This is a genomic window from Janthinobacterium sp. 78 (genome assembly GCF_003096775.1).
Classification (GTDB): Bacteria; Pseudomonadota; Gammaproteobacteria; order Burkholderiales; family Burkholderiaceae_D; genus Janthinobacterium; species Janthinobacterium tructae.
This window is the reverse complement of record NZ_QENT01000001.1, coordinates 2,965,879-2,989,385: the sequence shown is the minus strand read 5'-3', so window position 1 is coordinate 2,989,385 and position 23,507 is coordinate 2,965,879. Positions and strand designations below refer to the sequence as shown.

The window sequence follows — 23,507 nt, the reverse complement described above, 5'->3', positions numbered from 1 at the left end:
CAGTAGCGATTCAAAATAAACTAAGCCCGCGATTAGCGGGCTTAGAATGGTTTTAATTCTTTTCAGTTCCAATCACGTCGGACGGGAGATTATTCCCATTCGATCGTCGCCGGCGGCTTGCCCGAGATATCGTAGACGACGCGGTTGATGCCGCGCACTTCATTGATGATGCGGTTCGATACCTTGCCCAGCAGGCTGTGCGGCAGGTGCGCCCAGTGGGCCGTCATGAAGTCCTGCGTCTGCACGGCGCGCAGGGCCACCACGTATTCGTAGGTACGGCCATCGCCCATCACGCCCACCGATTTGACGGGCAGGAATACGGCGAAAGCCTGGCTGGTTGCTTCGTACCAGTTGGTCGGCACGCTGTCCTGATCGAAGCCAGGAACCACTACCGGCTCGTACGGCGTGTTGCGCAGTTCTTCGATGAAGATGGCGTCGGCGCGGCGCAGCAGGTCGGCGTAGTCTTTCTTGACTTCGCCGAGGATGCGCACGCCCAGGCCCGGGCCCGGGAACGGGTGGCGGTAGACCATGTCATGCGGCAAGCCCAGGGCCACGCCCAGTTTGCGCACTTCGTCCTTGAACAGTTCGCGCAAGGGTTCCAGCAACTTGAGCTTCATGGTGTCCGGCAAGCCGCCCACGTTGTGGTGGCTCTTGATGGTCTGGCCTTTCTTGCCCTTGCCGGCCGATTCGATGACGTCCGGGTAAATCGTGCCTTGCGCCAGCCATTTGGCGTTGACCAGCTTGCCCGATTCGACCTGGAAGACTTCGACGAATTCGCGGCCGATGATCTTGCGCTTTTGCTCGGGGTCGGTGACACCAGCCAGGTGGCCCATGAACTGCTCTTCCGCATCGACGCGGATGACTTTCACGCCCAGGTTCTTGGCGAACATGTCCATCACCATCTTGCCTTCGTCCAGGCGCAGCAGGCCGTGGTCGACGAAGACGCAGGTCAGCTGGTCGCCGATGGCACGGTGGATCAGGGCTGCGGCCACGGAGGAATCGACGCCGCCGGACAGGCCCAGGATGACGTCGTCGGTACCGACTTGCGCGCGGATTTTTTCCACCGCTTCGCTGATGTAGTCGGGCATGTTCCAGTCCGACTTGCAGCCGCAGATTTCATGCACGAAACGGGCGATCATGGCCTTGCCCTGCACCGTGTGCGTCACTTCCGGGTGGAATTGCACGCCGTAGAACTGGCGCTCTTCGTCCGCCATGGCGGCGATCGGGCAACTCGGGGTGTTGCCCATCAGCTTGAAGCCTGGCGGCATTTCCAGCACCTTGTCGCCATGGCTCATCCACACTTTCAGCATACCGTGGCCTTCGTCGGTGACGAAGTCGGCAATACCGTTGAGCAACTTGGTGTGGCTGCGGGCGCGCACTTCGGCGTAGCCGAATTCGCGCACCAGGCCGTTTTCCACCTTGCCGCCCAGCTGGGCCGCCATGGTTTGCATGCCGTAGCAGATGCCCAGCACGGGCACGCCCAGCTCGAACACGGCTTGCGGCGCGCGCGGCGAGTCGCCGTCCAGCGTGGAATTGTGGCTGCCCGACAGGATCACGCCGGCGGCGCCATAGTTGCGCACGAATTCGTCGCTGACGTCATACGGGAAGACTTCGGAAAACACGCCGGAATCGCGCACGCGGCGGGCGATCAACTGGGTGACTTGGGAACCGAAATCGAGAATGAGGATTTTAGAGTGCATGGTCGGAGCTTTATTCAGGGTCAATTGCAAAACCGGCGCACTGGGCGCCGGTCTGGACTTTCGTTACCGCTTACTCGGAGCGATAATTTGGCGCTTCTTTCGTGATCTGCACATCATGGACATGCGACTCGCGCATGCCGGCCGAGGTGATTTCCACGAATTCCGCTTTCTCGCGCAGTTCGTCGATGGTGGCGCAACCGCAGTAACCCATCGATTGACGCACGCCGCCCACCAGCTGGAAGATGATCGCCAGCACGCTGCCTTTGTAGGCCACGCGGCCTTCGATACCTTCAGGCACGAACTTGTCGGCCTTCATGGTGGCGTCCTGGAAATAACGGTCAGCCGAACCATCCGACATCGCGCCCAGCGAGCCCATGCCGCGGTACGACTTGTAGCTGCGGCCCTGGTACAGGATCACTTCGCCTGGCGCTTCTTCCGTACCGGCAAACATGGAACCCATCATGACGGTCGAGGCGCCAGCGGCCAGCGCTTTCGAGATATCGCCCGAGAAGCGGATACCGCCGTCGGCGATACATGGCACGCCTGTGCCTTCGAGTGCTTCGGCAACGTTCGAGATGGCCGTGATTTGCGGCACGCCCACACCGGCGACGATACGCGTAGTGCAGATCGAGCCAGGACCGATGCCGACCTTGACCGCATCGGCGCCGTATTCCACCAGTGCCTTGGCGGCGGCGGCGGTAGCGATGTTGCCACCAATTACTTCCACTTGCGGATACTTGGTCTTGATCCAGCGTACGCGATCGAGGATGCCTTGCGAGTGGCCGTGGGCCGTGTCGACCACCAGCACGTCGACGCCAGCAGCGACCAGCAGGTCGATGCGCTCCTCATCCTTGGCACCGACGCCGACGGCAGCGCCGACCAGCAGCTTGCCCTGGCTGTCTTTCGACGCGAACGGGTGGGAAGTCGACTTCTGGATATCCTTGACGGTGATCAGGCCGCGCAGCTCAAACGCGTCGTTGACCACCAGCACGCGCTCGAGGCGGTGCTTGTTCATCAGGCGCTTGGCTTCGGCCGTGTCAGCATCTTCATTGACGACGACGAGTTTTTCGCGCGGGGTCATCTTGGCGGAGGCTTCCGCGTCGAGTTCCTTTTCAAAGCGCAAATCGCGGTTGGTAATGATACCGACCACTTCCTTGCCCTTGACGACAGGGAAACCGCTGATGCCGTATTGTTCCGTCAGCGCGATCACGTCGCGGATTTTCATGTCCGGCGGAATCGTGATCGGATCGCGCAGCACGCCAGCTTCGAAACGTTTTACACGGGCCACTTCACGTGCCTGGTCCTTCGGATTCAAATTCTTGTGGATGATACCGATGCCGCCTTCCTGGGCCATCGCGATCGCCAGACGGGCTTCCGTCACCGTATCCATGGCTGCGGACAGCAAGGGAATATTCAGGGTGATATTGCGGGTCAGGCGAGTTTTGAGGGACGTATCGGCGGGCAGAACGTTGGAGTAGGCTGGGACGAGCAGCACGTCATCGAATGTGAGTGCTTTTTGAAGTAGACGCATAGCATTTCCTATTGGCGCAAAAGCAGATTATACAGAAAAAAGTACCCTCCGTCCTTGCAGCATAGAAAAGATATTTGAAAATGACAAAAAATAGCGCTCGCCGGACGGCGGGCATGCCGCCGCCCTGCCCGCTCAATCCTTCGCTGACTTGCCACTGGCCCTGCGCCGGCGCGCCTCTTTCGGGTCGGCCTGCAAGGGGCGGTACACTTCCACCCGGTCATGCTCGCGCAAGACCGTATCGAGCGGCTTTCTCTTGCCATGGATGCCCACCATATTGATGGCCAGGTCGATGCCAGGGATAGCCTGCAGCAAGCCGCTCTGCGCCACCGCCTGCTCGATGGTGGTGCCTGCAGGCACGCGCAAGGAGCGCAGAAAGGTGTTGTCCGGCAGCGCGTGACAAACCTGCACCGTGATGCCCGCTTCAGCCATACACCGTCTCCGCGCGCTTGCAGAAGGAGTCGACCATGCTGTTGGCGATCATGCCGAAGACGGGGCCGATGATCTGTTCCAATACGCGGCTGGAAAACTCGTAGTGCAGGTCCAGTTCGATTTTGCAGGCATCGTCACGCAGGGCCTTGAAGGTCCACACGCCATCGAGGGTCTTGAAAGGACCGTCCACGAGCTTCATCTTGATGGAAGTCGGCGGCACGTTTTCGTTGGACGTGGTGAAGCTTTGGCGCACGCCGTGGTAATGTATGCCCACGCTGGCGACAACCGTGTTCTCGCCCCGTTCGCGAACCTCGACCGCACCGCACCAGGGCAGGAATTTGGGATAATCCTCCACCGCCGCCACCAGCGCGAACATTTGTTCGGCGCTATAACCGAGAAAAACTGATTTATGTACTACTGCCATTGAAGAACCATTTGCTATGATGTTGGATACATTTGATTTGATCGCGCTTGCGCGAGACAGTAGTTTAACCGACCCGCGCACATTTACCATCTCATGACCATAGCAGACAACAGAAAAGCCTTCCACGACTACTTTATCGAGGATCGCTACGAAGCGGGCATCGTGCTGGAAGGCTGGGAAGTCAAAGCCATCCGCGACGCCCGCGTACAAATCAAGGAAGCCTACGTCGTCGTCCGCGGCGATGAACTCTTCCTGTTCGGCGCGCATATCAGCGCCCTGCCGACCGCCTCCACCCATATCCATCCGGAAGCCGTACGCACGCGCAAGCTGCTGCTGCACCGCACGGAAATGGATAAACTGATCGGCAAGGTGGAACGCTCCGGCTACACGCTGGTGCCGCTCAACCTGCACTACAAGGGCGGCCGCGTGAAATGCGAAATCGGCCTGGCCAAGGGCAAGAAGCAGCACGACAAGCGGGCAGCCGAGCGCGACCGCGATGGCGCGCGCGAAGTGCAGGCGGCAATGAAGTCGCACCGCCGCTGATCCGGCACCGCGCGCAGCGTGCTGCGCCGACACCCTCAAGCCCGGCTATATGCCGGGTTTTATTTTGCCACTATCTGCGGCAAACGGAAAAAAAGCCCGGCGCGGCAGGATTAAAACAGGGAGGGAATGAGATAAGGCGAGAAAAAAAGACTGGCATTAATAAAAATACCATGGGGATAAGCCGAGGTAAATCAGCTTGGCCGAGTTGGCCAACGAAAACGAATCAACAAAGTTCCGGATGCTTGCATGCTGCCTTGTACTACACCTGTACCACTTCACAGGACAAGCATCCGAATGAACGGTTTTTAAACCTTCAGGATTACACCTTCAGCAGATCGCGCGACTTACCCGAATCGGTCCACTCTTTGACCCATTTCGGTTGACGGCCACGGCCAGTCCATTGCTGCGTCGCATCATCCGGATTGCGATAGCGCACAGCGACCGTACCCGTTTTAGCGCGAATCCCTGTACCCACCAGATCTTTTACGGAAACGCCGACGCTCTGGGCAATCGCCAGGATTTGCTCGCGTGCTTTGGACAGATCATCCTGTTCGCGTTTCTTCATTTGCTTCTTGATGTCGTCCTGCAAGGTGCGCAGTTCGGACAGGGATAAGTTCGACAGATCCATGGTATTTCCTTGTATGAGTTGAAAAATATAACTGAACAGTTAAATTCTATCCAATTGTAACGCGACTGAGGTGATTTTTCTGAAGATTTGATTATTTTTTACAATTCTTTTACCAAAAAAACCCGTTTTCCGGGCTGTCAAACGATGCAAGCCTTCAATCACGGCAGCACACATCGGCCATGGACTACCTGCGCGACCCCCTGCTTTGTGCGGCTACGATTCAATCCGGCGCCATCGGCTGTATTTATTTTGCAGCACTTTCTGTTTCATTGCCATTTATAGCAACTATAAATGGCAATTCAAAATATACATGGGTTCGATACTATCGCCAATCGCACATCGCCTGCAAACGCTACCCGCGATCCTGCGCGGCAGATGTTACGTCAATCAAGGAAATAACCGCCGCACGACTGCACATAATGCTGAAAGTGCGCATAGCATAGCATGAAGAAAATATTTTCAACGCCATGCATTCAGCCACCGATACTCCAGCCCTGCTGCCGCCACCTATTCCAGGCCCGCAAATGCAAACTGCCCGCTATACAGCGGGCAGTACTGACAAAACATTGCTACAAGCTTGCTATTCACCCAGCCAGCAAGGTAATCAAGGTATAGTCACGTTGCCTTTCGGCTTCTGCGTTTTCACCACCTGCATCGCCGTGGCGATCAACCCGCTTATATCGCCCAGATTGGCCGGCACGATAATCGAGTTATTCGTTTTCGCCAATTGCGCGAACGCGCCCACATACTGTTCGGCCACTTTCAGATTGACGGCATCTTCACCGCCCGGCTCGCGGATGGCGGCGCCCACCTGGCGCAGCGCCTCGGCACTGGCTTGCGCCAGCGCGACGATGGCCGTAGCCTGGCCTTCGGCGCGATTGATCGATGCCTGCTTTTCGCCTTCCGAGCGGGCAATGTTCGCTTCGCGCTCACCGCTGGCAATATTGATCTGCTCTTGCTTGCGTCCTTCCGAAGCGGCAATCAGTGCGCGCTTTTCGCGCTCGGCCGTAATCTGCGCCTGCATCGCATGCAAAATCTCCTTGGGCGGCGTCAAATCCTTGATTTCATAACGCAATACCTTGACACCCCAATTCGCCGCCGATTCATCGATCGCATTCACGATGGCCGTATTAATATGGTCGCGCTCTTCAAATGTCTTGTCGAGTTCCATTTTACCGATCACCGAACGCAAGGTCGTTTGCGCCAACTGCGTAATGGCGGCAATATAGTTCGACGAGCCATACGAAGCACGCATGGCGTCGGTAATCTGAAAATACAGAATACCATCGACCTGTAATTGCGTATTGTCACGGGTGATGCATACCTGCGGCGGCACGTCGAGAGGAATTTCCTTGAGCACGTGCTTGTAAGCGATGCGGTCGACGAAAGGCACAACGATATTCAGGCCAGGACCCAATACCGCGTGGAACTTGCCCAGGCGCTCCACCACCCAGGCATGCTGCTGCGGCACCACATTGACCGTCTTGAAGACAAATACCAATGCCAGCAATAACAAGATCAGCGACATGCTTCCGATGCTTACTTCCATAATCTACTCTCCAGGTTATCCAACAATCAAACGACTGCCACGCACGGCACGTATGGTGTAATGACCGGCCTGCGTATCGCTGCCGGCAATCAGTTCCACATCCCACAAGGCGCCGCGATACATGACGCGCGCCGCGCCATCAACCCAATGCGCGACCGCCACGCTTTGGCCGATATCCAGGTTCACATTCGGATCCTGTGCCGCATCGCGCCGCCCCGCCCTGCCAAAACGGCTGCGCCGCAATAACAGCGTGGCCGCCACGCCGACGATGGCCGCTGTCGCGGCCTGCCAGCTGCCATTGCCGCCCGCCAGCGCCACCAGTCCTCCGGCAGCGATACCGATGGCGATCATCAGCAAATAAAACGTGCCCGTAAACAGTTCCAGGATCAATACCGCGCCAGCCGCTACAAACCAGCCACCCCATTCAGCCATGATGCCTCCACTCTTGCGATTCCAAAAATAAAAAACCCCGCGGCCTATATAAGCGACGGGGTTTAATGCGCAGTATTGCCTGATATTCTTCTTGCCAAACACCTATATACAAACAGTCTAACGCAATTCCTGATGGCGTCAATAGCCGGGGGCGAATTAGCCGCCGGCCCGGCCTTTATTCCTCGAGCAGGCTGCGCAACATCCACGCCGTCTTTTCATGCACATCGAGGCGCTGCGTGATCAGGTCGGCCGTCGGCTGGTCATTGGCTTTTTCCAGCAGCGGGAACAAGCGGCGCGCCGTGCGCGCGGTCGCTTCCTGCGCCGCCACCAGGTAGCTGACCATGTCCAGCGCCGGCGGCACGCCGTCGATTTCCTTGATCGAGGCCAGCTTGACGAATTCCTTGTAGGTGCCCGGCGCCGGATAGCCGAGGGCGCGGATGCGCTCGGCGATCAGGTCCAGCGCGCCCCACTGCTCCGTGTATTGCGTCATGAACATCAGGTGCAGCGTATTGAACATCGGCCCTTTGACGTTCCAGTGGAAATTGTGCGTCATCAGGTACAGGGTATAGCTGTCGGCCAGCAGGCCGGACAGGCCTTCCGCGATCTTCGCGCGGTCCGCCTCGGAAATACCGATGTCGATCTTTGCTGCTTTGCTCGGTTTCTTGCTTGCCATATGAACTCCCGTCAATGTGTTGGTGGAATCATTTTAGCTGATCTTGCGCCACCTCATCATTCAGGCGCGTGCGCCGGCCGCCATGGGCTTGATGTGAATGAGCCAGACGTAAAAAAACCCGCTGCCGGGTGAGGCAGCGGGTTTTCAGACGGCGGGGAAGACGCTTACGCTTTCAGCGCAGCGAGCTTTTGCCAGGTGTCGATCACCGAGTCCGGATTCAGGGACATCGATTCGATGCCCTGCTCCATCAGCCAGACGGCGAAGTCAGGGTGATCCGAAGGACCCTGGCCGCAGATGCCGATGTACTTGCCGCGCGCCAGGCAAGCCTTGATGGCCAGCGACAGCAGTGCTTTGACGGCGGGATCGCGTTCGTCGAAGTCGGCGGCCAGCAATTCCATGCCGGAATCGCGGTCCAGGCCCAGGGTCAGCTGGGTCAGGTCGTTCGAACCGATCGAGAAGCCGTCGAAATGGTCGAGGAACTGGTCGGCCAGGATGGCGTTCGATGGCACTTCGCACATCATGATGACGCGCAGATCGTTTTCGCCGCGCTTCAAGCCATTTTTCGCCAGCAGGTCGATGACTTTCTCGGCCTGGCCCAGGGTGCGCACGAATGGCACCATGATTTCCACGTTCGTCAGGCCCATGTCATTGCGCACGCGCTTCATCGCTTCGCATTCCATGTTGAACGCTTCGGAGAAGTCGGCCGACAGGTAGCGCGCCGCGCCGCGGAAGCCCAGCATCGGGTTTTCCTCGTCCGGCTCGTAGCGCGAACCGCCGATCAGCTTCTTGTACTCGTTCGACTTGAAGTCGGACAGGCGCACGATGACTTTTTTCGGCCAGAACGCGGCGGCGATGGTGGCGATGCCTTCGGCCAGCTTGTCGATGTAAAACGCTTTTGGCGAAGCGTGGCCACGCGCCACCGATTCCACGGCCTTTTTCAGGTCGGCATCGATGTTCGGGTATTCCAGGATCGCGCGCGGGTGCACACCAATATTGTTATTGATGATGAATTCCAGGCGCGCCAGGCCCACGCCGGCATTCGGCACGGACTGGAAATCGAACGCCAGCTGCGGGTTGCCCACGTTGAGCATGATCTTGGTGTCGAGCTTCGGTAATTCGCCACGCGACACTTCCGACACTTCCGTTTCCAGCAAGCCATCGTAGATCTTGCCCTCGTCGCCTTCGGAGCACACCACGGTGACGAAGGTGCCGTCTTTCAGCACGTCGGTGGCGTTGCCGCAGCCGACGACGGCAGGCACGCCCAGTTCACGCGCAATAATTGCCGCGTGGCAAGTACGACCGCCACGGTTGGTGACGATGGCTGCTGCGCGCTTCATGACCGGTTCCCAGTTCGGGTCCGTCATGTCGGCAACGAGCACGTCGCCTGGCTGCACGCGTTCCATGTCGGCCGGGTCGTGAATCACGCGCACGGGGCCGGCGCCGATCTTCTGGCCGATGGCGCGGCCGGATGTCAATACGGTGCCGGTGCTTTTCAGCTTGAAGCGTTCCTGCACATCGGTCGCCTTTTGCTGCGACTTGACGGTTTCAGGACGCGCTTGCAGGATGTACAGCTTGCCGTCGCGGCCATCCTTGCCCCACTCGATGTCCATCGGACGGCCGTAGTGGTTCTCGATGATGACGGCGTACTTTGCCAGCTCCACCACTTCGCTGTCGTTCAGCGAGTAGCGGTTGCGCATTTCGACGGGCACGTCGACGGTTTTCACGGAACGGCCAGCTTTCGCTTCGTTCGTAAATTCCATTTTCAGCAGTTTCGAGCCGATATTGCGGCGGATCACAGGCGACTTGCCTTTTTCCAGCATCGGTTTGTGCACATAGAATTCGTCGGGATTGACGGCGCCCTGCACCACGGTTTCGCCCAAGCCATAGCTGGAGGTGACGAAGACCACGTCCTTGAAGCCCGATTCCGTGTCGATGGTGAACATCACGCCGGCCGCGCCCAGGTCGGAACGCACCATGCGCTGCACGCCGGCCGACAAGGCCACTTCCGCGTGCGTAAAGCCTTTATGTACGCGATACGAGATGGCACGGTCGTTGTACAGCGAGGCGAATACCTGTTTCATGGCGTCGAGCACGTTGTCGATGCCGACCACGTTCAGGAAGGTTTCTTGCTGACCAGCAAACGACGCATCCGGCAAATCTTCCGCCGTGGCCGAGGAACGCACGGCAAACGACATTTCCGTGTCGGAATCGGCCACCAGCTTGGCGTAGAACTGGTCGATTTCGGCAGCCAGGCGTGGCTGGAATGGCGTTTCCACGATCCATTGACGGATCTCGGCGCCGGCTTGCGCCAGCGAGCGCACGTCATCGATGTTCAGCCCTTCGAGGCGCTGGGCGATGCGTTCGGCCAGCGGCAAGCCGCCGTTGGCGCTATACGACAGGAAATCGCGGAATGCCTGCGCCGTGGTGGCAAAGCCACCGGGCACGCGCACGCCGGCTTCCGCCAGCTGGCTGATCATTTCGCCCAGGGAGGCGTTCTTGCCGCCGACGGATTCGACATCCGTCATGCGCAAATGCTCGAACGAGGCAACATACACCGCGTCCTTGTCTTCCTGCTGTTGCGATACTGCGTTGGTCATAATGACACCCTTACTGATGATAGAAATCTTTACGCGCGGTGCACGGACAGTCTTCTTGTTATTCTTGGCGTCGTGCAGCACAATCATACCGTTGCAGCCATTTTACCTTGTGCGGCGCAAATTGACGACGCACAATCTTGATCGAAAACCCATGACACAAGATCCACGCCCCCCCCTGCCCTCCGCAGCCCGCACCGTCTTCTTCGTTTCCGACGGCACCGGCATCACCGCCGAGACCTTCGGCCACTCGGTGCTGACGCAGTTCGATCTGCGTTTCCGCCAGATCCGTCTGCCCTTCATCGATACCATGGACAAGGCCTACGAGGCGGCGCGCAAGATCAACGAAGCCTTCGTCAGCGATGGCCAGCGCCCGATCATTTTCTCCACCCTGGTGAAGAACGACCTGTCGGCCGTGATCCGCAAGTCCAGCGGCATGCACATGGACCTGATCCAGACCTTTGTCGCCCCGCTGGAGCAGGAACTGGGCGTGATGTCGACCCACACCATCGGGCGCTCGCACAATATCGTCGACAGCGAAGAATACAAAAATCGCATCGAGGCGATCAACTATTCGCTGGCGCACGACGATGGCCAGTCGCACAAGAACCTGTCCTCGGCCGATGTCATTCTGGTGGGTGTTTCGCGCTCTGGCAAGACCCCGACCAGCCTGTACCTGGCCATGCAATACGGTATCAAGGCAGCCAATTATCCGCTGATTCCCGACGATTTCGAGCGCGACAAGCTGCCTTCCGCCCTGCTGGAATTTAAGAATAAAATTTTCGGATTAAGCATTACGCCCGAACGTTTGTCGGAAATACGCAACGAAAGACGCGCTGGAAGCAAGTATGCGGCCATCGAAAATTGCCGTTACGAGGTCAACGAGGCGGAAAAAATGATGAAACGCGAAGGTATCCGCTGGCTCTCCTCGACCACCAAATCGATCGAAGAAATTTCCACCACGATCCTGCAAGAGATCAAGCCGAACCGCCGCGATTACTAGAACGCCCGACAAAACCTACTGCGCGTCGGTATAGGCGGCTTGCGATGCTCACCGTACTAGAAGTACGGTTGCGCTTCTCGGCCACCTCTCCCTTCCGCTCGCTACGGTTTTGTCAGGCGTTCGCATCGCTGGAGTTCGCCTCGCTGGACAGCACCTCCAGCGCCGCCACCAGCCGGTCCAGTTCAGCGGTGGTGGTGGTGACGGCCACCGTGGCGCGCACGACGTCCATGTCGCCGATATTGCGCTGCACGGTAAATACGCCAAAGCGCTGCAGCAAGGCCTGTTGCAGCGCGCGTGGGTCCATGCCATCGACGGCAAACGCCACCAGCGCCGTGCCGCGCAGCGCATCGAGCGGCGACAGCAGGCGTACGCCGGGCAGTTGCGCGGCGCGGCTGACCCAGTAATCCCTCAGCCAGGCCAGGCGTGCCGTCTTGGCTGGCGTGCCGCCCAGGCACTCATGGAAGTCGAGCGCGGCGGGTGCGGCCAGGATGGCGCTGATCGGCGGCATGCCCATGTGCAGACGACAGCGGATATCGTCCAGCGGATAATCGTCGTCGCCGAAATGCGGCTCGATCTTGTGCAGCTGCGCGGTGCGGATATACACAAAGCCCAGCCCCGGTGGAGCACCCAGCCATTTATGTAAATTAAAACCGGCAAAATCGACATCCATCGCCCGCACATCGAGCGCCACCTGCCCCAAGGCATGGGCACTATCGAGCACGACATCGATGCCGTGTTCGCGCGCCAGCGCAATCAAGGCGCGCAGCGGCAACTGCTGGCCATTCGCAGGCGTCACCTGCGACAGCAGCAGCAGTTTCGGCCTGACGGCCTGGCGCATGGCTTGCGCGTAACGGGCGATGATCTCGTCATCGCTGATGGGCAAGCGCAATGTGACTTGCGTGCTGGTGACGCCACGGCGCTGCGCCAGCCAGCGCATGGCCGTGCGCGTGGCCGGATAATCGAGATTACTCCACAACACGGTATCGCCGGGCGCCAGGCCGTGGTATTGCGTGATCAGCACCTGCATGGACTCGGTGCCGCTGCGCGTCAGCAGGATTTCGTGCGGCTCGGCGTGGATCAGCGCGGCGACGCGCTGGCGCAGAATATCCACATGCGTGCGCGTAAACTCGCCGCGCACGAAGGGACTCAGCTGTTCATTCGTGTAGCGCACGGCCTGCTCGAAGGCGGCTTGCACGGGCGCGGCCATGGCGCCGAAATAGCCATGTTCGAGATTGACGATGGCGTCCGGCGGCGCGGGATACAACGCGGCGACCTGGCGCCACCAGGCCTCGTCGCGTGTGGCACCGTCGGCGAGCACAGGGAAAGACATGGCGACCCTGTTCAGGCCTGGCCCTGGCGCAGCTGTTCGAAGAAGCAGACGGCGGCGCAGGCGGCCACGTTCAGCGATTCGATCTGGCCCAGGTGGGGAATGACCACCTGGTGCGTCGCCATCGACAGCAGGTCGTCGGCCACACCCTGCCCTTCATGGCCGAACAGCCAGGCGACGGGCTGGCGCAAGTCGACGTCGTACAATCGCTGGGTGGCGTAGCCGCTGGTGGCGAGCGTCGCCACCTTCGCGCCAGCGACCAGCGCCGCCAGATCGACATTTTCAAAGATGTCGAGCACGAAGTGCGCGCCCATCGCCGCACGCAGCACCTTCGGCGACCAGCAGAAGGCCGTGCCCGCGCTGCAGTACACCTGCGTGATGCCGGCGGCGGCCGCGCTGCGCAGGATGGAGCCGACATTGCCCGGGTCTTGCAGGTTATCGAGCAGCACGGCCGACATGCTCAGGGGCTGCGTGACGGCCCGTTCCGGCGTCTCGATGAGGAACATCACGCCTACGCCGTGTTCGACCTGGCTCACCGCGTGATACAGCGCATCGGGCAAGCCCAGTACGTGCGCACGCTGGCTTTCCAGCTGGCCGACGATCTCCATCACTTCCGGATTGCGCAAGGCGCTTTCGCTGACGATGCACTGCTCCGGCATGCCGCGCAGCTGCAAATACGACTGGCACAGGTGCACGCCGTCGAGCAAGGTGCGGCCGGACTTGCGGCGCGCCTGCGAACTGCCCGCCAGTTTCAGCAGCTCCTTGTATTGCGCATTGTCGCGCGAGGTAATCGTCTTCATGCCACCACCTCCTGCGCGCCAAACAGGGCGATCACGTTGCGCACGGGCGCGAACGAGCGGCGGTGTACGGGCGAAGCGCCGTGCAGGTGCAGGCGCTCCAGGTGCAGCTTGGTGCCATAGCCCTTGTGCTGGTCGAAGCAGTACTCGGGATAGGCCGCGTGCAGGTGCACCAGGGCCGCGTCGCGCGCCGTCTTGGCCAGGATCGAGGCGGCGGAAATCGAATCGACCTTGTCGTCGCCACCGATGATGGCCATGCCGCGTATCGGCATCACGGGGCAGCGGTTGCCGTCGATCAGGGCCAGGGTCGGCACGGTACTCAAGGCCTCGACGGCGCGGCGCATGGCCAGCATCGACGCCTGCAAAATGTTCAGGCGGTCGATTTCCTCTTCGGACGCTTCGGCGATGGCCCAGGCCAGAGCCTTGGCCTTGATCTGCGGCGCCAGCAGGTCGCGTTTGGCTTCAGTGAGCTTTTTCGAGTCACGCAAGCCGTCGATCGGCTGGTGCGGGTCGAGGATCACGGCGGCGGCGAACACGGGGCCGGCCAGCGGACCGCGGCCTGCCTCGTCGACGCCGCAGATGATTTCATCGAGCGAGAATGGCAAGTCGTCAAACAGGCCGGGATAGATATTTTTCACGTTGAATCTTTGGTTGGTAATGCGCTTGAAGCGGTGAGCGGGAGTTACTTGCGGTTGGCGGCGATGACTTGCATGACGGCGTTGGCGCTCTCGCGCGCGCTGTCGCGCAGCAGGCTGTGGTGCATGTCCGTGAAACGCTGCACCAGGCGCAAACGGCCCGGCACGTCGCTCAGCTGCTGCCACATGGCCTCGGCCAGCGCTTCCGGGCTGGCCGCGTTTTGCAGCAGCTCGGGCACCAGGTAGTCGCGCGCCAGGATGTTTGGCAGCCCAATCCAGGGCTGGTAGCCCATGTGGCGCATGATTTCCCACGAGGCGCGCATCATCTTGTAGGCGATGACCATGGGCTTCTTGTACAGCGCCACTTCCAGCGACGCCGTGCCGGACGCCACCAATACCGCATCGGCGGCGCAGATGGCCGTGTGCGAGCCGCCATCGGTGAGCAATATCTCGACGTCCTGCAAGCCAGCTTCCGCAATCAGCTGTAAAAAGTACTGGCGCTGCTTCTCGCCGGCCATGGGCGCGACGAAACGCAAGGAGCGGTCGCGCGCCAGCAGCAGCTTGCAGGCGGCCACGAACGCCACCGTATTGTATTTGAGTTCGCCCATGCGACTGCCCGGCATCAGGGTCACGACATTCGCGTCATCCGGCAAGCCCAGGGTGCGGCGCGCAGCCGCTTCGTCGGGCTGCAGGGGGATCATCTCGGCCAGCGGATGGCCGACATAGGTGACGGGCACGCCAGCCTTGCGGTAGATTTCTTCTTCGAAGGGGAAGATCACCAGCATGTGCGAGACGGCCTTGATGATTTTCTTGATGCGGCCACCGCGCCAGGCCCAGATCTGCGGCCCGATGTAGTGCACGGTGGGGATGCCGCCTTCCTTCAGTTGCTGTTCCAGCCCCAGGTTAAAACCCGGGTAGTCGGCGCCGATGAAGACGGCGGGACGCTCGGCCAGCAACTGGTCGCGCAGCGCGTTCTGGATGCCCTTGATTTCGCGGTAGCGGGGAATGATCTCGAACAGGCCGCGCACGGTCAGCTTGTCGAGCGGCCAGTCGGACACAAAGCCCTGTTTGGCCATGTGCTCGCCACCGATGCCGTGGAAGCGCGCGCCGGGCAGCTGCGGCACCAGGCCGGACAGCAGCCGGCTGGCCAGCAGGTCGCCCGACACCTCGCCAGCGACGATGGCGACGTTGGCGACCGGCAGGCCGCTGGCCTGATCAGCGGACGATGCCACGCGACGCCACGCCCAAAAATTCACGCATGGCGCGAATGTGCTGCGCCACCTCGGGCGACGAGGCCTGCTCTTCTTCGAACAGGGCAGCCTTGGATTCTTCCAGGGTCAGGCCGGAACGGTAGATGAGCTTATACGCGGTGCGGATGCCGTTGATCTGCTCGCGCGTAAAGCCGCGGCGCTTCAAGCCCTCGATATTGACGCCATGCGCCTGCGCCGGATTGCCGTTCAGGAGCACGAACGGCGGCACGTCCTGCGTCAGGCTGGTGCTCATGCCGACAAAGGCGTGCGCGCCGATCTTGCAGAACTGGTGCACATTGGCGAAACCGCTCATGATGACCCAGTCACCGATTTCCACGTGGCCCGCCAGCTGGGCGTTGTTCGAGAAAATCGTGTTGTTGCCCACCAGGCAGTCGTGCGCCAGATGTACATACGCCGAGATCCAGTTGTCATTGCCCAGGCGCGTCACGCCGCCACCTTGCACGGTGCCCGTGTTGAAGGTGCAGAATTCGCGGATGGTATTGCGGTCGCCGATGTCCAGGCGCGTCGCCTCGCCCGCCCATTTTTTATCCTGCGGCTGCGCGCCGATGGAAGAAAACTGGAACAGGTGGTTGTCGCTGCCGATCGTCGTGTGGCCGTCGATGACCACGTGCGGGCCAACTTTGGTGCCGGCACCGATGCGCACGTGCGGACCGATGATGGTGTACGGACCCACCTCGACCGAGCTGTCGAGCTCAGCCTTCGGATCGATGACTGCCGTAGAGTGGATCGCCGCCATCACTGCCCCGCTGGCTGGCTCGCAGACTGGCTCGCATCCTGCGCGCTACGGATGGTGCACATCAATTCCGCTTCCAGCGCCACTTTGCCGTCGACCGAGCCGACTGCCTTGTATTTCCAGATGCCGCGCGAGACGCGCAGAATTTCCACATCCATCTTCAGCTGGTCGCCCGGTTCGACAGGACGCTTGAAGCGCGCATTGTCGATGCCGACAAAGTACACCACCGAATTCTCGTCGGGCTTGACGCCCATCGACAGGAACGACAGCAAGGCCGCCGTTTGCGCCAGCGCTTCGATCATCAGCACGCCGGGCATGACCGGTTTGTGCGGGAAATGGCCCTGGAAGAACTCTTCGTTGACCGTCACGTTCTTGATGGCGGTGATGGTTTTGTTCGCTTCCCAGTCCAGCACGCGGTCAACCAGCAGCAGCGGATAGCGGTGCGGCAGAAGCGATTTGATAGCCAGGATGTCGAGGGTCTTTTTTTCAGTAGTCATTTTTCGTCTTGCGTGGTCAGTGTTTTAATTGTTTTTTCAAGCGTGCGGATCTTCTCGCGCATGCTTGACAGGTTGCGCACGATGGCGGCGCTCTTTTCCCAGTCGGCATTCTTGGCCAGCGGATAAAAACCCGTGTACTGGCCCGCCTCAAGAATCGAACGCGAAACCATGCTGCCCGAGCCGACATGAACGCGGTCGGCGATCGTCAGATGACCGAGCACCATGGCGGCGCCGCCAAAGGTGCAGTACTTGCCGATGATGGCGCTGCCGGCCACGCCGACGCAGCCGGCCATGGCCGTATGCGCGCCGATGTGGCAGTTGTGGCCGATCTGGATCTGGTTGTCGAGCTTGACGCCATCTTCGATGATGGTGTCGGCCAGTGCGCCACGGTCGATGGTGGTATTGGCGCCGATATCGACATCGTCACCGATCACCACCCTGCCCGTCTGCGGAATCTTGATGTACACGCCGCCTTCGTTGGCGAAGCCGAATCCGTCGGTGCCGATCACGGCGCCGGAATGGATGATGCCGCGCTGGCCGATCACGCAACGCGCATGAAAGGTTACGTTGGCGAGCAATTGCGTGCCCGCGCCGATGACGGCGTCGCGCCCCACCACGCAGCCGGGGCCGATGACGCAGCCGGCACCGACGATGGCGCCGGCCTCGATCACCGCGTGCACGCCGACAGAGGCGCTGGCATCGACCTGCGCGCTGGCGTCGACAAAGGCAGCCGGATGGATGCCGACTGGCGCCTTGATCTCATGCAGGGCGGCGAAATACTGCGCCGCGCGCGCGAAATACACATAGGGATTCGGTGTGACGATGCGCGCGCCGGCGTACTCGGCACCGATCAGCGCATCGTCGGCCGGCGTGAGTATCAGCGCCGCAGCGCCGCTCTGGGCGGCCTGCGCGCGAAATTTGCTATTGCTGAGAAAGCTGATGTGCGAAGCGCCGGCGTCGGCCAGCGGCGCGATCCCTGTGACTTCCAGGTTGGGATCGCCCGCCAACTGCCCGCCGAAGCGTTCGACCAATTCACCTAGTCGAGTGCCCATCGATATACCCTTATAAAAACGCCTGACTATGCCTACTGCGCGGCGCGATTTGCGGTCTCCGATGCTCACTGTGCTCCAGCACAGCTCCGCTTCTCAACCACAACTCACATCCGCTCGCTACGGCACTGCCAGGCTTGAAACCGTTTCGATTACTTGTCCAGCGCCTTCAAAACCTTGTCGGTAATGTCGATGCGCGGGCTGGCCCACAGGGCTTCCTGCAGCACGATGTCATATCCTTCGATATGCGCCATCTGCTGGATGATGGTGTTGGCTTTTTCCGCGATGGCACTGCGCTCTTCGTTCGTGCGCTGGCTCAGGTCTTCGCGAAATTCGCGCTGGCGGCGTTGCAGCTCCTTGTCCAGCTCGAAGAACTCGCGCTGGCGCTTGGCGCGCTCGGCCTCGCTCAGGGTGGGCATATCCTTTTCCAGGGCTTCGTTGGCCACCTTGAAGCGGCTGCCCAGTTCCTGCACCGCTTTTTCGCGCGAGCGGAACTCTTCGGCCAGCTTGGCGCTGGCCGCTTTGGCCAGCCTCGATTCGTTATAAATACGTTCGCTGCTGATCCAGGCGATCTTCGACTCCTGAGCCTGCGCCTGCACCGGCAACAGCGAACTCCAGCACAATGCGATCACGGCAAGGGACTTGGGCAGGGTAGCGGATGCGGTGTTCATGATACTCCATGGTCAAAAGGTAAAAGCTGTCGCCCCGATTCAGATGGCCGGTCAGAAACCGGTGCCCATCTGGAACTGGAAGCGCTCCAGGCGGTCCGTCGGCTTGGCGTTCAGCGGCTTGGCATAGCTCAGCTTGAGCGGGCCCACCGGTGAAATCCAGCTGATGCCCAAGCCAGCAGAATAGCGCAATTGCGAGATCCGCATTTTTTCGCCTTCCTGGTAAACCTGGCCGCCGTCAAGGAAACCGAACCAGCGCAGGCTGCGGTCATTGCCCGAACCGGGGAATGGCATCTGCAGTTCGGCGTTACCGATCAGGCGCGAAGCGCCGCCCAGTGCATCGTTGGTGCTCGGTTCGACCGCGCCCAGCGAGGAACTCAGGTAGCCGCGCACCGAACCGATGCCGCCGCCGTAGAAGTTCTTGAAGACCGGGTACACGTGCTTGCCGATGCCGTGGCCGTAATCGATCTCGCCTTTCAGCGCCAGGGTGACCTTGCTGAACAGCGGACGGAAATACTGGTGCTCATAGATGGCACGGAAGTACTTCTGGTCGCCGATCACGTCAGCCTCGAGGTTGACGCGCTGGTAGCGGCCGATCGATGGCGTCAGGGCGCTGTCGCGGCTGTCGCGCTGCCATGCCGCCGTCAACGGGATGGAATTGGTGGTAGCCGAACCGATACCGTCCGACGGGCCGCCATTGTCGACCACGTACTGCTTGAAGCGGATCGGGCTGGTGATATCGGTTTCGATGCGCGAACGCTCGGCGCCGATGCCGAAGAAGACGGTGTCGACTTCCGAGAACGGTACACCGAAACTGACGCGGCCACCGGTCTGCTTGATCTTGTAGCTGCCGATGTTCAGCGCCGGCGGTTCCGTCGTCCGCAGGTACACTTCAAAGCTGCGCGAAATGCCATCGTCCGTAAAGTACGGATTGGTTTGCGAAAACGCGATCGTGCGGCTGTAATGGCTGGTATTGAGTTCAATGCCAACCGTGTTGCCGCTACCGGCGAAGTTGGCCTGCGAAATCGATGCCGACAGGGTGAACTTCTCCGACTGCGAAAAGGCGCCGCCGATCAGGAAGTTACCCGTTGGCTTTTCCACCACCGTCACGTTGACGTCGACCTGGTCGGTCGTGCCCTGCGCTTCCGGCGTGTCGATGGTCACGTCCTTGAAGTAGCCCAGGCGGTCGACACGGTCGCGCGACAGCTTGATCTTGTTGCTGTCGTACCAGGACGATTCGAACTGGCGGAATTCGCGGCGGATGACTTCATCGCGCGTGGTGGTGTTGCCGGCGATATTCATGTGGCGCACGTACACGCGCTTGCCCGGATCGATAAAGAAAGTAAAACCCACTTCATGCTTGTCACGGTTGATTTCCGGATTGGCATTGACGTTGGCAAACGCATAGCCGAACGTGGCCAGGCGGTCCTGGATGCGTTTATTCGTGGCCGTCAGGCGCGCGCCCGAGTAAATCTCGCCTTCGCGCATCAGGTTCAGCGCTTTGAGCTCTTCTTCGCGGCCGAACATCTCGCCTTCGAACTTGGTGCCGGCGATCTTGTACTTTTCACCTTCGGTGATATTGATCGTCAGGTAAATGTCTTTTTTATCGGGCGTGATCGACACTTGCGTGGAGTCGACCTGCATCTCGATATAGCCACGGTCCAGGTAGTAGGACTTGAGCGACTCGATGTCGCCCGTCAGCTTGGTCTTCGAATACTGGTCGGCCTTGGTGTACCAGCTGAACCAGCCGCCCGTGTTCAGGGCCAACTGATCGCGCAATTCCTTGTCCGTGAAGGCCTTGTTGCCGACGATGTTGATCTGCTTGATGCGGGCCACGTCGCCCTCGTCGACGGCGAACACCACGTTGACGCGGTTGCGCTCGATCGGCGTGACGGTGGTGGTGATCTTCACGCCGTACAGGCCATGCGACAGATACTGGCGCTTGAGTTCTTGTTCCGCGCGGTCGACCGAAGCCTTGTCGAAAATCTTCGCTTCGCCGACGCCGATTTCCTTCAAAGCCTTGACCAGCACATCTTTTTCAAATTCCTTGGTGCCCGTAAATTCCACGGCAGCGATGGCCGGGCGCTCCTCGACCAGCACCACCAGCACGTCGCCATCGACTTCCAGGCGCACGTCCTTGAAAAAACCCGTCGCGTACAGGGCCTTGATGGCGGCAATACTCTTCTCGTCGGAGAACGTTTCGCCGACGCGCACCGGCAGATAGCTGAAAACAGTACCCGCTTCAGTACGCTGGATCCCTTCGACCCGGATGTCCTTGACAGTAAATGGCTGGACGGCCAGCGCATGGCCGGCACAGAAGGCCATGACGGCGGCGCCGATCAGGCTGCGACGAAAGGAAGGCAAGGCAAAACGAGCAGAATGTAATTTCATTGGGGTTATTCAATGGGTAAATCAATGGACAACATACACAAAAGATTGCTTGTGCGACTCACGCAATGGCATCAACCACCGCCCTAATTCAGCAATCGCAACACGTCATTAAAGACAGCAAGCGCCATCAAGGTCAACAACAAACCGATCCCCAGGCGCTGGGCAATCTCGCCTACGCGCTCCGGCAAGGGGCGTCCGGTCAAAACTTCCAGCGAATAATACAGCAAATGCCCGCCATCCAGAACAGGAATGGGTAGCAAATTCATCACGCCCAGACTGATACTGATGAAGGCGATGAAGCTCAGGTAGCTTACCAGGCCGGTGCGCGCCGTCTGGCCCGCGTAATCGGCGATGGTAATGGGGCCCGTCACATTCTTCAGCGAGACCTGGCCGGTAACCATTTTACCCAGCATTTTCAGGCTCATGACACTGGTGTCCCAGACCTTGCTGGACGCCTTGCCCACGGCAGAGAACGGTCCGGAGGCCACGTTGATCATATCCGGCACCTGCCCCAGCTTTGCCTGGATCTTACCAACTGTTACAGCTCCCTCTGTCCCCGCACCCGGCACGGCGTCCGGCGTAATGGGCAAGCTCAGGTCCTGGCCCTGGCGCAAGAGTTGCAATTGCAAGGTCCGGCCAGGCGCCTGGCTCAGGGTGGCGATGACGGCCGCCACGTCGTGCACGGGTTGCTCGTCGATGGCCAGGATCTGGTCATTTTTCTGCAGGCCGGCGCGCGCGGCGGCGCCACCGGGCATGACTTCCATCAGGGTAGGCGCGGAACGGGCCAGGGTCAGGCCCAGCTTGCCCAGCACGTCGCCTTCCAGGTCCGTCTCCGTCAGGCTGGCCGTCGGCAAGGTCGCCTCCTGCTGGCCACGGTCGGGACGGCGCACTTCGATGCGCGCCGGCTGCTTGTCGAGGGTGGCCTGGATCAGTTCCCAGCGCAGCTCGGACCAGCTGGCCACGGCCTTGCCGTTGACCGTTTCAACCGTATCGCCGCTGCGCAAGCCGGCCGCGTAGGCGGCCGTTTGCTCTGCCACGGGACCGAGCTTGCTCGACGGCTCTTCGATGCCATGCATGAACAGGCCCGCGTACAGCACGATGGCGACGAGGAAATTGGCCAGCGGGCCGGCGGCCACGATGGCGATGCGGCGCCACACGCTCTGGCGCGTGAATTCACGGCGCAATTCGCTTTCCGGCAAATCGCTGAGGTCTTGCGCGCGGCTGTCGAGCATGCTGACATAGCCGCCCAGCGGCAGCGCGGAAATCGCCCATTCCGTCTGGTCCTTGCCAAACTTGCGCGAATACACTACTTTTCCCATGCCGATCGAGAAGCGCAGCACTTTCACGCCGCACCAGCGCGCCACCAGGTAGTGACCCAGCTCGTGCAAGGTAATCAGTGAACCGAGCGCGACGATAAAGGCCAGCAAGGTAGTAATCAGCGTCATGCAGCCAGCCTCTGGGCGATAAACGCGTGCGCGGCCGCTCTGGCCAGGCGGTCCTGCTCCATCACGGCCTCGATGCTGGAGGCGGCGCCATGCGGTACCGTCTCGATCACGTGCGCGATGACTCTGTCGATCTGGCGGAAGCCGATCTGCTCGTCGAGGAAGGCTTGTACGGCCACTTCATTGGCCGCGTTGAGCAGGGCCGGCGCCGTACCGCCAGCGCGCAAGGCGTCGAACGCCAGCGCCAGACAGGGGAAACGGCGAAAATCGGGACGTTCGAACTGCAGGGTGGCCACTTGCGCCAGGTCCAGCTGTGCTACGCCGGAAGCGATACGCTGCGGGTAGGCCAGCGCATGGGCGATCGGCGTGCGCATGTCCGGGTTGCCCAGTTGGGCCAGCACGGAACCGTCGACATACGACACCATCGAATGGATCACGCTTTGCGGGTGGATCAGCACCTCGATCTGCTCGGCCGGCGCGCCGAACAGCCAGTGCGCCTCGATCACTTCCAGGCCCTTGTTCATCATGGTGGCCGAATCGACGGAAATCTTGCGCCCCATGGCCCAGGTCGGATGCTTGCACGCCTGGTCCGGCGTGACCGTGTCGAGCGTCTCGACGTCGCGCGTGAGGAAAGGGCCGCCGGAAGCCGTCAGCACGATTTTTGCCACGCCCGCGGCGCCAGGCGTGCGGCCATGGGCGTGCGGCATGCACTGGAAGATGGCGTTATGTTCGCTGTCGATGGGCAACAGCACGGCGCCGTTATCGTGCACGGCATCGATGAACAGCTGGCCGGACATGACCAGCGCTTCTTTATTGGCCAGCAATACTTTCTTGCCGGCGCGTGCCGCCGCCAAGGTGGGCGCCAGGCCGGCCGCGCCGACGATGGCCGCCATCACGCCCGTCACTTGCGGCGCGCTGGCGATGGCGCACAGGGCTTCCACGCCATACTCGACTTGCGTATCGACGCCCTGCCCGCGCAGCAAGCGTGTCAGCTCAAGGGCGCCATCCGCCGTGCCGACGACGGCGCGCTGCGGACGGAATTGCAGGCACTGGGCGGCCAGTTCGGCCACGCGGCTGTGCGCGCTCAGCGCATACACGCTGTATTGCTCGGGATGACGCGCGAGCACGTCCAGGGTGGACACGCCGATCGAGCCGGTCGCGCCAAGGATGGTGATGTATTGCATGAGTTTC

General features: G+C 60.6%; 22 protein-coding genes. 2 read left to right on the top strand and 20 right to left on the bottom strand.

The features are described 5' to 3' along the window. Positions 1 to 89: 89 nt before the first annotated feature. From guaA to C8C92_RS13330, 4 genes are all read right to left on the bottom strand, one after another. Positions 90 to 1,700 carry a glutamine-hydrolyzing GMP synthase gene (gene guaA, locus C8C92_RS13345; protein WP_116744184.1) on the bottom strand — a complete coding sequence of 537 codons (1,611 nt, stop codon included), beginning with the start codon at positions 1,698 to 1,700 and terminating at the stop codon, positions 90 to 92. Positions 1,701 to 1,770: 70 nt separating this feature from the next. Beyond that, positions 1,771 to 3,231, bottom strand: a complete 1,461-nt coding sequence (gene guaB, locus C8C92_RS13340; protein WP_071077665.1) for an IMP dehydrogenase — start codon at positions 3,229 to 3,231, stop codon at positions 1,771 to 1,773. A gap of 132 nt (positions 3,232 to 3,363) precedes the next feature. Then, positions 3,364 to 3,660 (bottom strand): RnfH family protein, encoded by a 297-nt coding sequence (locus C8C92_RS13335; protein WP_099759491.1) that lies wholly within the window; start codon positions 3,658 to 3,660, stop codon positions 3,364 to 3,366. After that, complete coding sequence (locus tag C8C92_RS13330) at positions 3,653 to 4,084, bottom strand: type II toxin-antitoxin system RatA family toxin (RefSeq protein ID WP_116744183.1); 432 nt, start codon at positions 4,082 to 4,084, stop codon at positions 3,653 to 3,655. The genes C8C92_RS13335 and C8C92_RS13330 overlap by 8 nt, the downstream gene beginning before the upstream one ends. Before the next feature lie 93 nt (positions 4,085 to 4,177). Here C8C92_RS13330 and smpB point away from each other — a divergent pair, with 93 nt between their 5' ends. After that, complete coding sequence (gene smpB / locus C8C92_RS13325) at positions 4,178 to 4,627, top strand: SsrA-binding protein SmpB (RefSeq protein WP_034752217.1); 450 nt, start codon at positions 4,178 to 4,180, stop codon at positions 4,625 to 4,627. Positions 4,628 to 4,946: 319 nt separating this feature from the next. On the opposite strand, the gene C8C92_RS13320 is transcribed toward smpB, so the two are convergent. The 5 genes from C8C92_RS13320 to ppsA all read right to left on the bottom strand — a co-directional run bounded on the left by C8C92_RS13320 (position 4,947) and on the right by ppsA (position 10,506). Further along, entirely contained in the window at positions 4,947 to 5,255 is a 309-nt protein-coding gene (locus C8C92_RS13320) for an H-NS histone family protein (RefSeq protein ID WP_071077739.1), read from the bottom strand. A gap of 604 nt (positions 5,256 to 5,859) precedes the next feature. Beyond that, on the bottom strand, positions 5,860 to 6,804 hold the full coding sequence (locus C8C92_RS13315) for a stomatin-like protein (RefSeq protein WP_099759493.1): 945 nt from the start codon (positions 6,802 to 6,804) through the stop codon (positions 5,860 to 5,862). 15 nt (positions 6,805 to 6,819) lie between these two features. After that, positions 6,820 to 7,236, bottom strand: a complete 417-nt coding sequence (locus C8C92_RS13310; RefSeq protein ID WP_099759494.1) for an NfeD family protein — start codon at positions 7,234 to 7,236, stop codon at positions 6,820 to 6,822. Between the two features lie 175 nt (positions 7,237 to 7,411). Further along, a complete protein-coding gene (locus C8C92_RS13305) occupies positions 7,412 to 7,909 on the bottom strand; it encodes a Dps family protein (RefSeq protein ID WP_099759495.1) in 498 nt (165 codons plus the stop codon). Between the two features lie 164 nt (positions 7,910 to 8,073). Continuing rightward, complete coding sequence (gene ppsA / locus C8C92_RS13300; protein WP_099764156.1) at positions 8,074 to 10,506, bottom strand: phosphoenolpyruvate synthase; 2,433 nt, start codon at positions 10,504 to 10,506, stop codon at positions 8,074 to 8,076. Positions 10,507 to 10,657: 151 nt separating this feature from the next. On the opposite strand from ppsA, the gene C8C92_RS13295 reads away from it, so the two are divergent. Continuing rightward, complete coding sequence (locus tag C8C92_RS13295) at positions 10,658 to 11,506, top strand: pyruvate, water dikinase regulatory protein (protein ID WP_116744182.1); 849 nt, start codon at positions 10,658 to 10,660, stop codon at positions 11,504 to 11,506. Between the two features lie 112 nt (positions 11,507 to 11,618). Here the strand turns inward: C8C92_RS13295 and C8C92_RS13290 are convergent, their stop codons facing one another. The 11 genes from C8C92_RS13290 to ispC form a co-directional block, all read right to left on the bottom strand. Beyond that, complete coding sequence (locus C8C92_RS13290; protein ID WP_116744181.1) at positions 11,619 to 12,836, bottom strand: aminotransferase class V-fold PLP-dependent enzyme; 1,218 nt, start codon at positions 12,834 to 12,836, stop codon at positions 11,619 to 11,621. 11 nt (positions 12,837 to 12,847) lie between these two features. Beyond that, positions 12,848 to 13,633: an RNA methyltransferase gene (locus C8C92_RS13285; RefSeq protein WP_099759499.1), complete on the bottom strand. Its 786-nt coding sequence runs from the start codon at positions 13,631 to 13,633 to the stop codon at positions 12,848 to 12,850. Beyond that, a complete protein-coding gene (gene rnhB / locus C8C92_RS13280) occupies positions 13,630 to 14,268 on the bottom strand; it encodes a ribonuclease HII (protein WP_116744180.1) in 639 nt (212 codons plus the stop codon). Before rnhB ends, C8C92_RS13285 begins: the two co-directional genes overlap by 4 nt. A 44-nt stretch (positions 14,269 to 14,312) precedes the next feature. Beyond that, positions 14,313 to 15,497: a lipid-A-disaccharide synthase gene (lpxB, locus tag C8C92_RS13275; RefSeq protein ID WP_116744179.1), complete on the bottom strand. Its 1,185-nt coding sequence runs from the start codon at positions 15,495 to 15,497 to the stop codon at positions 14,313 to 14,315. Further along, complete coding sequence (lpxA, locus tag C8C92_RS13270) at positions 15,481 to 16,272, bottom strand: acyl-ACP--UDP-N-acetylglucosamine O-acyltransferase (RefSeq protein WP_116744178.1); 792 nt, start codon at positions 16,270 to 16,272, stop codon at positions 15,481 to 15,483. Before lpxA ends, lpxB begins: the two co-directional genes overlap by 17 nt. After that, on the bottom strand, positions 16,272 to 16,766 hold the full coding sequence (gene fabZ, locus C8C92_RS13265; RefSeq protein WP_071077748.1) for a 3-hydroxyacyl-ACP dehydratase FabZ: 495 nt from the start codon (positions 16,764 to 16,766) through the stop codon (positions 16,272 to 16,274). Before fabZ ends, lpxA begins: the two co-directional genes overlap by 1 nt. Then, positions 16,763 to 17,818: a UDP-3-O-(3-hydroxymyristoyl)glucosamine N-acyltransferase gene (gene lpxD / locus C8C92_RS13260; protein ID WP_116744177.1), complete on the bottom strand. Its 1,056-nt coding sequence runs from the start codon at positions 17,816 to 17,818 to the stop codon at positions 16,763 to 16,765. The genes fabZ and lpxD overlap by 4 nt, the downstream gene beginning before the upstream one ends. 149 nt (positions 17,819 to 17,967) lie before the next feature. Beyond that, complete coding sequence (locus C8C92_RS13255; RefSeq protein WP_071077751.1) at positions 17,968 to 18,486, bottom strand: OmpH family outer membrane protein; 519 nt, start codon at positions 18,484 to 18,486, stop codon at positions 17,968 to 17,970. Between the two features lie 51 nt (positions 18,487 to 18,537). Then, positions 18,538 to 20,874 carry an outer membrane protein assembly factor BamA gene (gene bamA, locus C8C92_RS13250; RefSeq protein ID WP_116744176.1) on the bottom strand — a complete coding sequence of 779 codons (2,337 nt, stop codon included), beginning with the start codon at positions 20,872 to 20,874 and terminating at the stop codon, positions 18,538 to 18,540. Positions 20,875 to 20,957: 83 nt separating this feature from the next. Next, positions 20,958 to 22,319 carry an RIP metalloprotease RseP gene (gene rseP / locus C8C92_RS13245; RefSeq protein WP_116744175.1) on the bottom strand — a complete coding sequence of 454 codons (1,362 nt, stop codon included), beginning with the start codon at positions 22,317 to 22,319 and terminating at the stop codon, positions 20,958 to 20,960. After that, complete coding sequence (gene ispC, locus C8C92_RS13240; protein ID WP_099759505.1) at positions 22,316 to 23,500, bottom strand: 1-deoxy-D-xylulose-5-phosphate reductoisomerase; 1,185 nt, start codon at positions 23,498 to 23,500, stop codon at positions 22,316 to 22,318. The genes rseP and ispC overlap by 4 nt, the downstream gene beginning before the upstream one ends. Positions 23,501 to 23,507 lie beyond the last annotated feature (7 nt).

Coding starts and splice junctions, on each gene's coding strand:
- C8C92_RS13335 (WP_099759491.1), bottom strand. CDS start 3,660: ATGGCTGAAGCGGGCATCACGGTGCAGGTTTGTCACGCGCTGCCGGAC.
- C8C92_RS13255 (WP_071077751.1), bottom strand. CDS start 18,486: ATGAACACCGCATCCGCTACCCTGCCCAAGTCCCTTGCCGTGATCGCA.
- ispC (WP_099759505.1), bottom strand. CDS start 23,500: ATGCAATACATCACCATCCTTGGCGCGACCGGCTCGATCGGCGTGTCC.
- bamA (WP_116744176.1), bottom strand. CDS start 20,874: ATGAAATTACATTCTGCTCGTTTTGCCTTGCCTTCCTTTCGTCGCAGC.
- ppsA (WP_099764156.1), bottom strand. CDS start 10,506: ATGACCAACGCAGTATCGCAACAGCAGGAAGACAAGGACGCGGTGTAT.
- C8C92_RS13285 (WP_099759499.1), bottom strand. CDS start 13,633: ATGAAGACGATTACCTCGCGCGACAATGCGCAATACAAGGAGCTGCTG.
- C8C92_RS13315 (WP_099759493.1), bottom strand. CDS start 6,804: ATGGAAGTAAGCATCGGAAGCATGTCGCTGATCTTGTTATTGCTGGCA.
- C8C92_RS13320 (WP_071077739.1), bottom strand. CDS start 5,255: ATGGATCTGTCGAACTTATCCCTGTCCGAACTGCGCACCTTGCAGGAC.
- rseP (WP_116744175.1), bottom strand. CDS start 22,319: ATGACGCTGATTACTACCTTGCTGGCCTTTATCGTCGCGCTCGGTTCA.
- C8C92_RS13305 (WP_099759495.1), bottom strand. CDS start 7,909: ATGGCAAGCAAGAAACCGAGCAAAGCAGCAAAGATCGACATCGGTATT.
- lpxA (WP_116744178.1), bottom strand. CDS start 16,272: ATGGCGGCGATCCACTCTACGGCAGTCATCGATCCGAAGGCTGAGCTC.
- C8C92_RS13310 (WP_099759494.1), bottom strand. CDS start 7,236: ATGGCTGAATGGGGTGGCTGGTTTGTAGCGGCTGGCGCGGTATTGATC.
- fabZ (WP_071077748.1), bottom strand. CDS start 16,766: ATGACTACTGAAAAAAAGACCCTCGACATCCTGGCTATCAAATCGCTT.
- guaB (WP_071077665.1), bottom strand. CDS start 3,231: ATGCGTCTACTTCAAAAAGCACTCACATTCGATGACGTGCTGCTCGTC.
- C8C92_RS13295 (WP_116744182.1), top strand. CDS start 10,658: ATGACACAAGATCCACGCCCCCCCCTGCCCTCCGCAGCCCGCACCGTC.
- C8C92_RS13330 (WP_116744183.1), bottom strand. CDS start 4,084: ATGGCAGTAGTACATAAATCAGTTTTTCTCGGTTATAGCGCCGAACAA.
- guaA (WP_116744184.1), bottom strand. CDS start 1,700: ATGCACTCTAAAATCCTCATTCTCGATTTCGGTTCCCAAGTCACCCAG.
- smpB (WP_034752217.1), top strand. CDS start 4,178: ATGACCATAGCAGACAACAGAAAAGCCTTCCACGACTACTTTATCGAG.
- C8C92_RS13290 (WP_116744181.1), bottom strand. CDS start 12,836: ATGTCTTTCCCTGTGCTCGCCGACGGTGCCACACGCGACGAGGCCTGG.
- lpxD (WP_116744177.1), bottom strand. CDS start 17,818: ATGGGCACTCGACTAGGTGAATTGGTCGAACGCTTCGGCGGGCAGTTG.